General features: G+C 65.8%; 13 protein-coding genes and 1 tRNA gene. 11 read left to right on the forward strand and 3 right to left on the reverse strand.

Annotated elements, in window-relative coordinates; all coding sequences use genetic code 11:
• Positions 1 to 50 precede the first annotated feature (50 nt).
• Positions 51 to 2,285 (forward strand): TonB-dependent receptor plug domain-containing protein, encoded by a 2,235-nt coding sequence (locus tag AC1D2H_RS00185; protein ID WP_478009450.1) that lies wholly within the window; start codon positions 51 to 53, stop codon positions 2,283 to 2,285.
• Positions 2,286 to 2,564: 279 nt separating this feature from the next.
• The gene (locus tag AC1D2H_RS00190) at positions 2,565 to 3,653 is read left to right on the forward strand and encodes a patatin-like phospholipase family protein (RefSeq protein ID WP_478009451.1); all 1,089 of its coding nucleotides are present in this window, start codon (positions 2,565 to 2,567) and stop codon (positions 3,651 to 3,653) included.
• Here the strand turns inward: AC1D2H_RS00190 and AC1D2H_RS00195 are convergent.
• A complete protein-coding gene (locus tag AC1D2H_RS00195; protein ID WP_478009452.1) occupies positions 3,650 to 4,576 on the reverse strand; it encodes a PEP-CTERM sorting domain-containing protein in 927 nt (308 codons plus the stop codon). The two genes, AC1D2H_RS00190 and AC1D2H_RS00195, sit on opposite strands and share 4 nt — an antisense overlap.
• A gap of 262 nt (positions 4,577 to 4,838) precedes the next feature.
• On the opposite strand from AC1D2H_RS00195, the gene thrS reads away from it, so the two are divergent.
• The 9 genes from thrS (at position 4,839) to AC1D2H_RS00240 (ending at position 12,718) form a co-directional block, all read left to right on the forward strand.
• The gene (gene thrS, locus AC1D2H_RS00200; protein WP_478009453.1) at positions 4,839 to 6,746 is read left to right on the forward strand and encodes a threonine--tRNA ligase; all 1,908 of its coding nucleotides are present in this window, start codon (positions 4,839 to 4,841) and stop codon (positions 6,744 to 6,746) included.
• A gap of 67 nt (positions 6,747 to 6,813) precedes the next feature.
• Positions 6,814 to 7,359: a translation initiation factor IF-3 gene (gene infC / locus AC1D2H_RS00205; protein ID WP_082532663.1), complete on the forward strand. Its 546-nt coding sequence runs from the start codon at positions 6,814 to 6,816 to the stop codon at positions 7,357 to 7,359.
• 123 nt (positions 7,360 to 7,482) lie between these two features.
• On the forward strand, positions 7,483 to 7,686 hold the full coding sequence (gene rpmI, locus AC1D2H_RS00210; protein WP_056197410.1) for a 50S ribosomal protein L35: 204 nt from the start codon (positions 7,483 to 7,485) through the stop codon (positions 7,684 to 7,686).
• 26 nt (positions 7,687 to 7,712) lie between these two features.
• A complete protein-coding gene (rplT, locus tag AC1D2H_RS00215; RefSeq protein ID WP_025564000.1) occupies positions 7,713 to 8,069 on the forward strand; it encodes a 50S ribosomal protein L20 in 357 nt (118 codons plus the stop codon).
• Between the two features lie 86 nt (positions 8,070 to 8,155).
• The gene (pheS, locus tag AC1D2H_RS00220; RefSeq protein ID WP_477937646.1) at positions 8,156 to 9,199 is read left to right on the forward strand and encodes a phenylalanine--tRNA ligase subunit alpha; all 1,044 of its coding nucleotides are present in this window, start codon (positions 8,156 to 8,158) and stop codon (positions 9,197 to 9,199) included.
• Between the two features lie 6 nt (positions 9,200 to 9,205).
• Positions 9,206 to 11,638 carry a phenylalanine--tRNA ligase subunit beta gene (pheT, locus tag AC1D2H_RS00225; protein WP_478009454.1) on the forward strand — a complete coding sequence of 811 codons (2,433 nt, stop codon included), beginning with the start codon at positions 9,206 to 9,208 and terminating at the stop codon, positions 11,636 to 11,638.
• Between the two features lie 19 nt (positions 11,639 to 11,657).
• Positions 11,658 to 12,029, forward strand: a complete 372-nt coding sequence (locus AC1D2H_RS00230; protein ID WP_477937642.1) for an integration host factor subunit alpha — start codon at positions 11,658 to 11,660, stop codon at positions 12,027 to 12,029.
• 46 nt (positions 12,030 to 12,075) lie between these two features.
• Positions 12,076 to 12,606 carry a MerR family transcriptional regulator gene (locus AC1D2H_RS00235; RefSeq protein WP_478009455.1) on the forward strand — a complete coding sequence of 177 codons (531 nt, stop codon included), beginning with the start codon at positions 12,076 to 12,078 and terminating at the stop codon, positions 12,604 to 12,606.
• 35 nt (positions 12,607 to 12,641) lie between these two features.
• Positions 12,642 to 12,718 (forward strand) — tRNA-Pro (locus AC1D2H_RS00240).
• Positions 12,719 to 13,380: 662 nt separating this feature from the next.
• On the opposite strand, the gene AC1D2H_RS00245 is transcribed toward AC1D2H_RS00240, so the two are convergent.
• Both AC1D2H_RS00245 and AC1D2H_RS00250 read right to left on the reverse strand, forming a co-directional pair.
• Positions 13,381 to 13,698, reverse strand: a complete 318-nt coding sequence (locus AC1D2H_RS00245; RefSeq protein ID WP_477934679.1) for a type II toxin-antitoxin system RelE/ParE family toxin — start codon at positions 13,696 to 13,698, stop codon at positions 13,381 to 13,383.
• Entirely contained in the window at positions 13,695 to 13,931 is a 237-nt protein-coding gene (locus AC1D2H_RS00250) for a type II toxin-antitoxin system ParD family antitoxin (protein WP_477934681.1), read from the reverse strand. Before AC1D2H_RS00250 ends, AC1D2H_RS00245 begins: the two co-directional genes overlap by 4 nt.
• Between the last annotated feature and the right edge of the window lie 6 nt (positions 13,932 to 13,937).

A 13,937-nucleotide genomic window follows, 5' to 3' on the forward strand; every position in this document is an offset into this window, starting at 1 on the left:
AGCGCTGCCGCTATGGTCCGCGCCGCCTCGAAGAATCCCCGGAGTCCGTCTTGAAAACCCCCGCCCTCGCCTTGCTGCTTCTGCTCAGCCCAGCCCTGGTCCTGGCCCAGCAGGAGGTCGACCGCGCTGCCACCTCGCCGACCCAAGGCAACCAGCTCGAGCGCGTCTCGGTGACGCGCCAGCAGAACGACACCGACCTGCGCCGCCGCGAGCCCGTGGCCAAGCAGCTCTATGGCCGCGAGGAGCTGGACAAGTACGGCGACACCCAGCTGAGCGACGTGCTCAAACGCCTGCCCGGCATCAACGTCACGGGCGGCCAGCTGCGCATGCGCGGCCTGGGCGGCGCCTACACGCAGATCCTCGTCAACGGCGAGCCGGCGCCCCCGGGCTTCAGCCTGGACAACCTCAACCCCGCCCAGGTCGAGCGACTGGAGGTCAGCAAGGCCCCCACGGCCGACCAGAGCGCCCAGGCCATCGCCGGCACGCTGAACATCATCCTGAAGGACGCGCCGCGCGTCGTGCAGAAGGACCTGCGCCTGGGCGTGGCCTATGCGAGCGAGAAGCCCGTCATCAACGCCGGCTTCACCTATGGCGACCGCATCGTCGGCGGCGTCGGCTTCGTGCTGCCGATCTCGGTCTACCAGTGGAACTTCAGGAACGAGCTCGACGGTGAGCGGCTGAGCAACGCCACCCCGACGCCGCCGCTGCAGTTGCGCCAGCATGTCAGCAACGAAGGCTGGGACCGAGGCCACGGCCGCGGCTTCAATGTGTCGCCGCGCCTGAACTGGAAGCTGGGCGACGACGAGACGCTGAGCCTGCAAGGCTTCTTCRTCAACAACCGCTTCCGCAACGAGGGCGAGAACACCGTCACCAAGCTGGCCGACAGCGACGCGCTCTACGTGCCGCGCACCATCAACGAGACGACGCGCAACCGCGGTACCTTCTCGGCCAACCGCGTCAACCTGCAATACAACAACCGCTTCAACGAGGACCGCCGCATCGAGCTGCGCGCTGGCGCGGGTTCGGGTGGTGCCGACTTCAACTTCGACTTCGAAGGCCGCAACGGCGCCACGCCCATCGTACGCACGACCTCGGGCGAGAACCGCAACCGCAACGCCTCGCTGGCCGGCAAGTACAGCCAGTACGCGGGCGAGGCCCACACCGTCACGTTCGGCAGCGAGATCGAGCGCCGCGTGCGCGACGAAAACCGTCGCACTGTGGAGAACGGCGTCGACCTGTTGCCCGGCATCGAAGGCCAGCCCTTCAACGCCACCATCACCCGCACGGCCTTCTATGGCCAGGACGAATGGGAGATCAACAAGCAGTGGTCGGCCTATTTCGGCGTGCGCCATGAGCAGATCAAGATGGAGAGCGAAGGCAGCCGTGACATCAACGGCAGCGCCGACTTCCAGAGCACCAGCAAGGTCACGACGCCGCTGCTGCACCTGAACTTCAAGCCCGACCCCAAGGGCCGCGACCTGGTGCGTGCCAGCCTGACGCGCAGCTACAAGGCGCCCGATGTGCAGCAGCTCATCAACCGCCCGTCCATCAACACCACCGAGCCGCTGACGGTCGGCAACACCCGCACGACGCCCGACCGCATCGGCAACCCGGCGCTGAAACCCGAGCTGGCAACCGGCCTGGACGTGGCCTATGAAAGCTATCTGCCGGCCGGCGGCCTGGTGTCGGTGGGCGTTTTCCACCGCCGCATCACCAACCTGATCCGCACCGACCAGCCGCGCCTGCAAACGGTGACCTGGGCGCCCACGCAGCGCTGGGTCATCACCCAGATCAACCTCAGCAAGGCCACCACGCAAGGGCTGGAGCTGGAGGTCAAGGGCCGCGCCGGCGAACTCTTCCCGAGCCTGTTCGACCCGACGACGGCGCTCTCGCTGCGCGCCTCGCTAAACCTCTACCGCTCGTCGGTCAACGACATTCCCGGTCCGAACAACCGCCTCGAAGGCCAGCAGCCCTGGCAGTTCAACTTCGGCGCCGACTACCGCATGAAGTCCATGCCGATCAGCATGGGCTTCAGCGCCCAGATCGCGCCCAACTTCGACGTGCAGCAGAGCGCCCTGCAAAGCCAGGAAAGCCTGGCCTCGCGTTCGCTGGACGCCTTTGCCGCGATGCAGGTCAGCAAGCAGGACAGCGTGCGCCTCAGCGTCAACGGCCTGTTCCAGCCCAAGCAGGGCTCGCGGGTGACCTACACCAATCTGCAGGACTTTGTGCTGAACGAGCGCAAGCCCGTCGCCTGGTGGGCGGTGAACTGGGAACACAAGTTCTAGAAATGGGTGCCCCTCGCCCAGCCTCGCGGCGCTGGACGTGCGCGGGTCTGGTCGGGACCGCACTGCGGCCAGCGGCCGCAGTGCTTCGGCAGGCACATGCCGCCCACTGGGCGCCACGTGTCCGGCCTCAGCCCCCGAGGGGACGGCGATGCTTGCGGCATTGAGCCGCAAGCACATCGCCGGACGGGCCGGCTCGGGAGCGGCCCAGCGCTCGGCCCGAAAGACTCGCGTCCCGACCGTGTCAGCCCGCGCAGCCGGTCTCGGCTATCTTCTGCGGCGATGACTTCCGCAGCACTCCAAGTATTTGCCGGCCCGGCCGCCCGCGCGCGCCTGGCCGAGCGCGGCCTGCGTGCCGAAGACGTCGGCCTGATGCCCGCCGCGGCCGGCGGCCCCAAGGGGCTGATCCTCAACGGCCTGGACCGCTACATCTTTGGCGACTGGCTGCCGCAGAGCCGCCAGACCGTCCATCTCGTCGGCGCCAGCATCGGCGCCTGGCGCATGGCGACGGCCGCGCTGGCACACCGGGACGTCGCCGCTGCCTTCGACACCATGGCCGAGGCCTATGTGACGCAGGAGTACGACGTGCTGCCGGGCGAGAAGCGCCCGCGGCCGGAGGGTGTCAGCAAGCGCTTCGGCGAGATCCTGGGCGAGATCTTCCAGGGCCGCGAGTCGGACGTGCTGGCCCACCCGCGGCTGCGGCTGCACGTCGTCACGTCGCGCGGCCGCGCTGGCCTGCTGGCGCGCGAGGGCAAGCTGCGCACGCCGCTCGGCTATCTCGGTGCGTTCGCGGCCAATGCCCTGTCTCGTCCGCTGCTGGGCCGCTTCCTGGAGCGCGTCGTCTTCTCCGACCCGCGCGACCGCCTGCCGCTGAAGCTGAACGACTTCACGAGCCGGGAGGTGCATCTGTCGCGCGCCAACCTGCGTGGCGCGCTGCTGGCGAGCTGCTCCATCCCCTTCTGGCTGCAGGCCCAGCACGACCTGCCCGGCGCGCCGCGCGGTGCCTACTGGGACGGCGGCATCACCGACTACCACCTGCATCTGGACTACCGCGCGCTGCAGTCGTCCACTGCGCCGCTGGTGCTCTATCCGCACTTCCAGCGCCAGGTCGTGCCGGGCTGGCTGGACAAGGCACTCAAGCACCGTCACCGCTCGACGGATTTCCTCGACAACGTCGTGCTGCTGTGCCCGTCACCCGAGTTCATCGCCCAGTTGCCCGGCGCCAAACTGCCGGACCGCAACGACTTCATGGCCCTGGACGCCACCGAGCGCCGCCGACGCTGGCGTGTGGCTGTGACGGAAAGCCAGCGCCTGGCCGATGAGTTCGCCGCGCTGGCGCAGCGCGATTCGCTGGCTGCTTTGCCCCTCTAGCGGCGGCGCCGCAGAACCACGACACCGAAGCCGGCCAGCATCAGCAGCCACGCGCCGGGTTCGGGAACGGCGCTCACCGCCCAGTTCAGGCCCGAGGCCGAGCTGATGCTGAAGCCCGGCACGTTCTGGCCGGCCAGCACCAGGCTGGCGCCGGCGAGATAGCTGGTGAAGGATAGCCCGCTGTTGGCCATCCAGCCGGGGAAGCCGCCGGAACTGCGCTGGCCGGCGTCGGCCTGGGTGTAGATGCCCACGTCCATGCTCTGCCCGATGACGACCGGCAAGCTGAAGGTGATCACCTCGTTGATCACCAGGCTGGAATCAGGCGCCGAACCCACGCCCCAGGCGCCGACCTGGCGATCCGTGCTCCACAGGTGATTGGAAGTGCCGTCGTCGTAGCCGGGATTGGCAGCGCTGAGCTGGGCCTGGTTGATATAGGGCACTACCTGGAAGCCCGTGCCGCCGGCCTCCGCCGTGGCCCACAACGTGCCGTTGACGGCGACACTCAACAGCAGATAGCCCGACTCGCCCGCGTGGCCGGCCGCGTTCACCGACAGGCTGTCGGTATAGCCGCCATTGACGCCGCCATGTGCGAACCAGGTCGCTGCGGGCGCGTGGTTCTCGGCGCTCATCTGCACCCAACCCATGCGGGCGGCGCCCGAGGAGCTGTTGCTGATCTGGACGCCGCTGGAGCTGGCGTTGTCCGACACCGTGCCGCTGCTGAAATTGTGGGTGTTGCAGACGCCGCCGGCGAACTGGCTGCTGATGTCGTCGCCGGCCCAGAAGCCGCTGCCGCCGCCGATGGGCGAAGCACAGACATTCAGGAAGCCGCCAGGCGGCACGATATCCAACTGGCGGGGCGCGGCCTGGGCGCCGAGGGGCAGCAGGGCGCCAATGGCGCAAAAGGCGATGGCGGCAAGGCGCATGGCAGGACTCCGGCTGGCAACGATGCGCCGCAGGCTACGCCGCACCGCCCTCGGGCAGAAGACTGCAACCTAGGGGACGTTAGAATTACCTCTCCCTCCCCTCACAAGAGCGAGAAAGGCACCCTGGTTATGACACCGCGAACTACGACCACCTTCACCGGTACCTAGTCGGCCGCGGCTCGTCACGCCAGTCCTTTGGACTCCACCAATCAAGCGCGGCAAGTGGCCGCGCTTTTTTGTTTCTCGCTCCCGGAGCACCCCAATGATTTCGATCCAACTCCCCGACGGCTCGCGCCGTGAGTTCCCCGCCGCACTGTCTGTCGGCGACGTCGCTGCCAGCATCGGCGCCGGCCTGGCCAAGGCCGCCCTCGGCGGCAAGGTCGATGGCAAGCTCGTCGACCTCAGCCACGTCATCGACCACGACGTTCAGCTCGCCATCGTCACCGAGAAGGACGCCGACGGCCTGGAACTGATCCGCCACTCGACGGCCCACCTGCTGGCCTATGCCGTCAAGGATCTCTACCCCGAGGCCCAGGTCACGATTGGCCCGGTCATCGAGAACGGCTTCTATTACGACTTTGCCTACAAGCGCCCCTTCACGCCCGAGGACCTGGCCGCCATCGAAGCCAAGATGACCGAGCTGGCAAAGAAGGACGAGAAGGTCTCGCGCCGCGTGCTGCCCCGTGACGAGGCCGTGGCCCACTTCAAGGCCATGGGCGAGGCCTACAAGGCCGAAATCATCGGCAGCATCCCCGCCGACCAGGATGTGTCGCTGTACGCCGAGGGCAAGTTCGAGGACCTGTGCCGCGGCCCCCACGTGCCCAGCACGGGCAAGCTCAAGCACTTCAAGCTGATGAAGGTGGCCGGCGCCTACTGGCGCGGCGACCATCGCAACGAGATGCTGCAGCGCGTCTACGGCACGGCCTGGGCGACCAAGGATGACCTGCAGAAATACCTGACGATGCTGGAGGAAGCCGAGAAGCGCGACCACCGCCGTCTCGGCAAGGAACTGGACCTCTTCCACATCGACGAGCACGCCCCTGGCGTCGTCTTCTGGCATCCCAAGGGCTGGACGATCTGGCAGGAGGTGGAGCAGTACATGCGCCGTGTCTATCGCGACAACGGCTACCAGGAGGTCAAGGGCCCGCAGCTGCTGGACAAGACGCTGTGGGAGGCCACGGGCCACTGGGACAAATACCGCGACAACATGTTCACGACGGAATCGGAAAAGCGCGACTACGCGCTCAAGCCGATGAACTGTCCCGGCCACATCCTGATCTTCAAGCACGGCGTGAAGAGCTACCGCGACCTGCCGCTGCGCTTCGGCGAGTTCGGCCAGTGCCACCGCAACGAGCCCACGGGCGGCCTGCACGGCATCATGCGCGTGCGTGGCTTCACGCAGGACGACGGCCACATCTTCTGCACGGAAGACCAAATCCTGCCCGAGTGCGTCGCCTACACGGCCCTGCTGCAGAAGGTCTACAAGGACTTCGGCTTCACGGACATCATCTACAAGGTCGCGACGCGCCCGGACGCCCGCATCGGCTCCGACGAGGTCTGGGACAAGGCCGAGCACGCGCTGATGGAATCGCTGCGCGCCTCGGGCGTGGACTTCATCATCTCGCCCGGTGACGGCGCCTTCTACGGCCCCAAGATCGAATACACGCTGAAAGACGCCCTGGGCCGCCAGTGGCAGTGCGGCACGATGCAGGTCGATTTCTCGATGCCGGGCCGCCTGGGCGCCGAGTTCGTCGACGAGGACGGCCTGCATAAAAACCCAGTCATGCTGCACCGCGCCATCGTCGGCAGCCTGGAGCGTTTCATCGGCATCCTGATCGAACAGCATGCCGGCGCCCTGCCCGTCTGGCTGGCTCCGACGCAGGTCGTGGTGGCCAATATCACCGACGCGCAGGCCGATTACGTGTCTGAAATTGTGAAATCGCTGCAAAAACAAGGGCTTAGGGCCTCGGCGGATTTGCGCAACGAGAAGATCACCTATAAAATCCGCCAGCATTCCATGCAAAAGCTGCCGTACATCCTCGTCGTAGGCGACAAGGAAAAGGCGAATGGCAGCGTTGCGGTACGCGCCCGTGGCAACCAGGACCTTGGCGTGATGCCCCTGCAGGACTTCCTCGATCGGATCTCCGCAGACATCACCAACAAGGTCTGACAGCCTTCCGGGCGCGATTTGTTTTGTTTGGGCCCCTCGCCTTGGGGCCCGTTGAAAGGTCCACACCATCGCTACGTTTGCTGACCGTCGTGCGATTCCGGAGCGCAAGCACCGGTTGAACCGCGAAATCATGGCTCCCGAAGTCCGCCTGAACGGCCCCGAGAATGAACCCATCGGCGTCGTCAGCATCCAGGAAGCCCTGCGTATGGCGGGCGACATGGATGTGGATCTGGTCGAGATCTCTGCCACCGCGAATCCGCCGGTCTGCCGGCTGATGGACTACGGCAAGTTCAAGTACCAGGAGCAAAAGCGCGCTGCCGAAGCCAAGTCCAAGCAGAAGATCATCGAAATCAAGGAAGTCAAATTCCGTCCGGGCACGGACGAAGGCGACTACCAGATCAAGATGCGCAATCTGCGCCGCTTCATCGCCGAAGACGGTGACAAGGGCAAGGTCACGCTGCGCTACCGGGGCCGTGAAATCACCCACCAGGACATCGGTATGCGCCTGCTGGAGCGGATTCGCGACGAACTGGCCGACGTGGCGATCGTCGAGAACATGCCGAAGCTTGAGGGCCGCCAGATGATCATGGTGCTGGCCCCCAAGAAGCGGTAAGCGGTTTTTTGAAGTTCAACCGGCAGGTTTGGTCGCCTGCCGGTTCACAAGTCTCCTGAGGCCAACAAGCGTGACGGGCTCTTTCGTCACCGCCCCAGGGACACACTTAAAAGGAGCATTCACATGCCCAAGATGAAGACCAAGAGCAGCGCGAAAAAGCGTTTTCGCGTTCGTCCGGGTGGCACCGTCAAGCGCGGTCAGGCGTTCAAGCGCCACATCCTGACCAAGAAGACCACGAAGAACAAGCGTCAGCTCCGCGGCGCCGTCACCGTGCACGAAACCAACATGGGTCACATCGCTCAGATGCTGCCCTTTGCTGGCCTGTAATTCATCACTGACTCAAGGAGAAACACATGCCTCGCGTCAAACGTGGTGTAACCGCTCGTGCCCGTCACAAGAAGGTCTTGGCTCTGGCCAAGGGCTTCCGGGGTCGTCGTAAGAACGTCTTCCGCATCGCCAAGCAGGCGGTGATGAAGGCGGGTCAATACGCCTACCGTGACCGTCGTACCAAGAAGCGCGTCTTCCGTCAGCTCTGGATCGCCCGTATCAACGCTGCATCGCGTGGTCTGGGTCTGTCCTACAGCAAGTTCGTGGCGGGTCTGAAGAAGGCCCAGATCGAGATCGACCGCAAGGTCCTCGCCGATCTGGCCGTGAACGACCCGGCTGGTTTTGCCAGCATCTTCGCCAAGGTGAAGGCCGCGCTCGCCTGATTGCGATTCGCCCTGGCTCGCGTCGGGGCACGCAAACTTTCAGGGCCGGCCCACCAGGGTCGGCCCTTTTTCATTCCGAATTCCGAATGTCTGATCTCGACGCTCTTCTTGAAGCGGCACGCAGCGACTTTGCCGCCGCGCCCACACCCGCTGAACTCGAAAACGCCAAGGCGCGCTTCCTCGGCAAGTCCGGCCGCGTGACCGAACTGATGAAGGGCCTGGGCGCCCTCAGCATCGAGGAAAAGAAGACTCGCGGCGCCGAGATCAACCAGCTCAAGGTCGGCATCGAAGCCGCCCTGACCGCCCGCCGCGACGCGCTCGCCACCGCCGAGCTCGAGAAGCAGCTCAAGGCCGAGGCCCTCGACGTGACGCTTCCCGGCCGCAGCCGCGGCACCGGTGGCCTGCACCCGATCACGCGCGCCATGGAGCGCATCGAGGCCATCTTTGCCTCCATGGGCTTCGACGTGGCCGACGGCCCAGAGATCGAGACCGACTGGTACAGCTTCTCGGCGCTGAACAACCCCGAGAACCACCCTGCCCGCTCCATGCAGGACACGTTCTACGTCGACATGAAGGACGAGAACGGGTCGTGGCTGAACCTGCGCCCGCACACCAGCCCGATGCAGATCCGCTACGCGCAGGCCCACGCCAAGCGCTATGCGGGCCAGGAGACCATGCCCGAGATCCGCGTCATCGCGCCGGGCCGCACCTACCGCGTAGACAGCGATGCGACCCACTCGCCGATGTTCCACCAGGTCGAAGGCCTGTGGGTGGGCGAGAACATCTCGTTCAAGGACCTGAAGGCGGTCTATCTCAACTTCATCACCGCCTTCTTCGAGACCGATCAGCTGCAGCTGCGCTTCCGGCCCAGCTACTTCCCCTTTACCGAGCCCAGCGCCGAGATCGACATCATGTTCGAGAGCGGCCCGCTGAAGGGCCGCTGGCTGGAGGTGTCGGGCTCCGGCCAGGTGCACCCGCAGGTGATTCGCAACATGGGCCTGGACCCCGAGCGCTACATCGGCTTCGCCTTCGGCTCCGGCATCGACCGCCTGGCCATGCTGCGCTATGGCGTCAACGACCTGCGCGCCTTCTTCGACGGCGACCTCCGCTTTCTCTCGCAGTTCAAGTAAATCGTTATGCAATTCCCCGAGTCCTGGCTGCGCGAGTTCTGCAACCCGCCGCTGTCCACTGAAAAACTGGCCGAACTGCTGACGATGTCCGGCATGGAAGTCGAAGAGCTGCGCCCCGTCGCGCCGCCCTTCCATGGCATCGTCGTCGCCGAAATCCTCGAAGCCGAACAGCACCCCAACGCCGACAAGCTGCGTGTCTGCAAGGTCAACGCCGGCGGCACGGAGCCCCTGCAGATCGTCTGCGGCGCGCCCAACGTCCGCGTCGGCATCAAGGTGCCGCTGGCCACCGTCGGCGCCGAGCTGCCCACCGACGACGCTGCCAAGCCCTTCAAGATCGGCGTCGGCAAGCTGCGCGGTGTCGACAGCTTCGGCATGCTGTGCTCGGCCCGCGAGCTCAAGCTCAGCGAAGACCACGGCGGCCTGCTGGAACTGCCCGCCGATGCAGTCATCGGCGAAGACATCCGCAAGCACCTGAACCTCGACGACACGCTGTTCACGCTGAAGCTGACGCCCAACCTGGGCCATGGCCTGAGCGTCTTTGGCGTCGCGCGTGAAGTAGCCGCGTTGACCGGTTCGCCGCTGCTGAAGGCGGAGTTCCCGCCGGTGAAGCCCGGCATCGACGACAAGCTGCCCATCCGCATCGAAGCGACCGACCTGTGTGGCCGTTTCTCGGGCCGCATCGTCAAGGGCATCGACACGAAGGCGCAAACGCCGGCCTGGATGGTCCAGCGCCTGGAGCGCTGCGGCCAGCGTTCGGTGACAGCCCTGGTCGACATCTCCAACTACGTGATGTTCGAGTACGGCCGCCCGTCGCACATCTTCGACCTCGACAAGATCAGCGGCGAGCTGGTGGTGCGCTGGGGCAAGGCCGGCGAGCAGCTCAAGCTGCTGAATGGCAACACCATCACTGTCGATGAAAAGGTCGGCGTCATCAGCGATGCGCGCGAGGTCGAGTCCCTCGCCGGCATCATGGGTGGCGACCACACCGCCGTGTCCGACGACACGCGCAACGTCTACGTCGAGGCCGCCTTCTGGTGGCCCGAGGCCGTCATGGGCCGCGGCCGCCGCTACAACTTCTCGACCGACGCCGGCCATCGCTTCGAGCGTGGTGTCGATGCCTCGCAGACTGTCGAGCACATCGAGCGCATCACCCAGCTCATCATCGACATCTGCGGCACCCCGGACACGCGCGTCGGTCCGATGGACGACCAGTCGCCCAATGTGCCGGTGCGCCAGCCCGTCGCGCTGCGTGTGGCCCGCGCGGCCAAAGTCATCGGCATGCCGCTGACGCAGGCGCAATGCGAAGGCGTGTTCACGCGCCTGGGCCTGCCCTTCACGTCGGTTGACGGCGTCATCACGGTGACCCCGCCGAGCTGGCGCTTCGACATCCTGATCGAGGAAGACCTCATCGAGGAAGTCATCCGCGTGCTGGGCTACCCGACGCTGCCGTCCACCGCGCCGCTGGCACCCATCGTCGGCCGCACGGGCTCGGAATCGCGCCAGGCCACCCACGCGCTGCGCCGCGCGGTCGCTGCCCGCGACTACTTCGAGACGATCAACTTCAGCTTCGTCGAGGAACGCTGGGAGCGCGAGCTGGCCGGTGTCACCGATCCGATCAAGCTGCTGAACCCCATCGCCGCGCCGCTGTCGGTGATGCGTACCAGCCTGATCGGCAGCCTCGTGCAGGTGCTGCGTCACAACCAGTCCCGCCGCGCGACGCGCGTGCGCGTGTTCGAGTTGGGCCGCGTGTTCAAGCGCGATGCCTCAGTCGCCAACGGTCCGCTGTCGGTCGCCGGCATCGAGCAACCGCTGCGCCTGGGCGGCCTGGCCTGGGGCCCGGCCGATCAGCAGCAGTGGAGCCAACGCGATCGCGCCATCGACTTCTTCGACGTGAAGGGCGACCTGGAAGCGCTGTTCGCGCCGCAGACGCTGACTTTCGAAGCGGCCGAGCACCCCGCCCTGCACCCGGGTCGCAGCGCCCGTGTGAAGCTGAACGGCGCCGTCATCGGCATCGTCGGCGAGCTGCACCCGCGCTGGCGCCAAGGCTACGAGATCAGCGGTGGCGCACCCATCGTCTTCGAGCTGGATCTCGACGCCGCACTGACCCGCACGCTGCCGCAAGGCCAGCCGCTGCCGCGCCAGCAGGCCGTGCAGCGCGACCTGGCCCTTGTCGTCAAGGACAGCACGCCCCACGACGCGCTGATGGCCGCCATCACCGCCGCCGGCGGCGCACTGCTGCGCTCGGCCAGGCTGTTCGACGTATTCAAGCCGGCAGCAGGTGCCAGCAGCACGGACTTGCAAGCCGACGAGCGTTCCCTGGCCGTGCGCCTGGAGCTGCTCGACGACGAAGCCACATTGACCGACGAGCGCATCGAGGCGGCCGTGGCCGCCATCGTGGCGGCCGCCGGCAGCCAACTCGGCGCGCGCCTGCGCGGCTGACCCCGGAACAGGAAGAGCAATGGACGCGAACGACGCCAAGAAATCCGAAGCCGCTGCGGTCGTCATCGGCAGCCTGGAAACGCCCACGCTGACCAAGGCCGAGCTGGCCGAACTGCTGTTCGACAAGCTGGGCCTGAACAAGCGCGAGTCCAAGGACATGGTCGAGGCCTTCTTCGACATCCTGCACGACAGCCTCGTCAAAGGCCAGGACGTCAAGCTCTCGGGCTTCGGCAACTTCAACATCCGCCGCAAGGCGCCGCGCCCGGGCCGCAACCCGCGCACCGGCGAATCCATCCCGATCAAGGCCCGCAACGTCGTGACTTTTCACGCCTCCCACAAGCTCAAGGGGTTGGTGCAAGGCGACGCGCCCAGCGGCGAAGACTTCGAGTAGAGTCTGACGTCCTGCCTCAGCTTTCGCTCCGAAGCCCTTGATTTCAATGGACAAAGCGCTGCCTTCCATCCCCGCCAAACGCTACTTCACCATTGGTGAGGTCAGCGAACTGTGCGGCGTGAAGCCCTATGTGCTGCGCTATTGGGAGCAGGAGTTCACCCAGCTCAAGCCCATGAAGCGGCGCGGCAACCGGCGCTATTACCAGCACCACGAGGTGCTGCTGATCCGCCGCATCCGCGACCTGCTCTATGACCAGGGCTTCACCATCAGCGGTGCCCGCAACCAGCTCAGCGAAGGCCTGCCGCCCAGTGCAGCGCAGAACTTCCGCGACGAAGCCGAGGCGGCCCAGGCCCTCGATGCCTTGGACGGCGAACTGGATGGCGACGAGCTCGACGTCGCGGTCGAGCCGGTGCAGTTGCCCGCCCTGGGCCGCCCCGGGTCGTCGCACGCCCATGCCCAGCCACTCAAGGCCGCCGAGGCCTCGATGACGCTGCCGGTGCTCGCCATCGACCCGCTGACCTCGCTGGAGCAGGTCCGCGCCGAACTTCTTGCCATCCGGGCCAGCCTTCTGGGCTGAGACCCCGATTTCTCGGCTATACTGCTTGGCTCAGTCGGGGCGTAGCGCAGCCTGGTAGCGCACTTGCATGGGGTGCAAGGGGTCGCGAGTTCGAATCCCGCCGTCCCGACCATTTTTATTGAAGTAGATCAACGGCTTAGCAGCTTCGGCAGCTAAGCCGTTTGTCCTTCTGGCCGCAGATTTGGGCTCCAGGGGTACACCCAGGGGTACACCGGCGCCGGGCTTGCAGGTTGTGAGAGCCTGACCCGGGACGCGAGCAGCTCGCATCGGCCCAAAGCGTCCTATGCGCCCTCGTCCAGGACGCGACCTTTGCACCGCGCTTGCCCTTCAGCATCACCATGTAGGTTCTCTGAACGCGTTCAAGAGCGCCGGGTGTGTCCTTCGGAGCAGTGAGCTGCAGTAGAGGAATAGCACACGTCATGGAGCCAAATGAAGATCTTGCATCGGCTCTTCGGCGCTGGAGATACCGCGCCACATAGTGACGCGACAGACCGCCTCTACCTCGAAAGTGAAGTTGCAACGGGATCGGCGATGTCTTCGAGACCTCGTGCGGCGATGCGTGGGTCTGTTTCATGCAGCACCTCCTCAACGACACGACGCAGCTAGGTTCGGCGGTCGTGCGGGTTTTCTCCGGCTTACACGAGCGAAATGCGGTTCCGCCGATTGAGCAGATCGCCGGCGAAACGACGTCGTTCTATGCACACGTGATTCCCGCGGCGGGAACGACTCTGCAGTTGTGGCGGGAAGTGGGGACTGCAAAGTCAATGGTCGGGCTCAGTCGTCCACGACTGCGATGTATTCGGGGTCTTGTCGCTGCCCAACCAAGCGGACGACGAGCACGTAATCTGCGCGCTCGAAGTACCAGAGCGAAAGTGGAAAGCCGTCCAAGCGCCAAGCGCGCAGCCCATCGATGTTGAGGTCTTGGCCGATGGCCGGTGAGCCCATCCCAGGCTGTTGCTCGAGCGCATGCAGCGCCTTCTTCATGGCGTCGACCAGTTTCTTCGCGACCCGCGCCCCGGCTTCGGTGCGGTAGTACAGAACTTCGTCGCGGCGGTCTTGCTTGGCCGTCGGCGTCAGACGTGCAGGCTTCAATTGCCTCGGCCGTCGGCGATGGCGTTCAGTTCAGCCCAGTCGTCGCGCGTGTCCGCCGTTCCCGGGCCGCTGGCTAGGCCGTCCTCGACCAGGGCGCGCAGTCGCTGGAGTCGTTGCTCGCGCTGGTCCTTTCGAATCAGTTCGCGCACGTACTCACTGGTGTTGCCGTACTCGCCGGACTCGACCCGCCGGGCGACGAAAGCGCGCAGGGCGTCCGGGAGGGCGATGTTCATGGTGCC

This window comes from Roseateles sp. P1_C1_2 (genome assembly GCF_056406535.1).

Bases quoted from the DNA above. Each gene is read 5' to 3' on its own strand.
- AC1D2H_RS00250 (WP_477934681.1), bottom strand. From the start codon at position 13,931: ATGAACATCGCCCTCCCGGACGCCCTGCGCGCTTTCGTCGCCCGGCGG.
- pheT (WP_478009454.1), top strand. From the start codon at position 9,206: ATGCAATTCCCCGAGTCCTGGCTGCGCGAGTTCTGCAACCCGCCGCTG.
- rpmI (WP_056197410.1), top strand. From the start codon at position 7,483: ATGCCCAAGATGAAGACCAAGAGCAGCGCGAAAAAGCGTTTTCGCGTT.
- AC1D2H_RS00190 (WP_478009451.1), top strand. From the start codon at position 2,565: ATGACTTCCGCAGCACTCCAAGTATTTGCCGGCCCGGCCGCCCGCGCG.
- thrS (WP_478009453.1), top strand. From the start codon at position 4,839: ATGATTTCGATCCAACTCCCCGACGGCTCGCGCCGTGAGTTCCCCGCC.
- AC1D2H_RS00230 (WP_477937642.1), top strand. From the start codon at position 11,658: ATGGACGCGAACGACGCCAAGAAATCCGAAGCCGCTGCGGTCGTCATC.
- AC1D2H_RS00195 (WP_478009452.1), bottom strand. From the start codon at position 4,576: ATGCGCCTTGCCGCCATCGCCTTTTGCGCCATTGGCGCCCTGCTGCCC.
- pheS (WP_477937646.1), top strand. From the start codon at position 8,156: ATGTCTGATCTCGACGCTCTTCTTGAAGCGGCACGCAGCGACTTTGCC.
- AC1D2H_RS00235 (WP_478009455.1), top strand. From the start codon at position 12,076: ATGGACAAAGCGCTGCCTTCCATCCCCGCCAAACGCTACTTCACCATT.
- rplT (WP_025564000.1), top strand. From the start codon at position 7,713: ATGCCTCGCGTCAAACGTGGTGTAACCGCTCGTGCCCGTCACAAGAAG.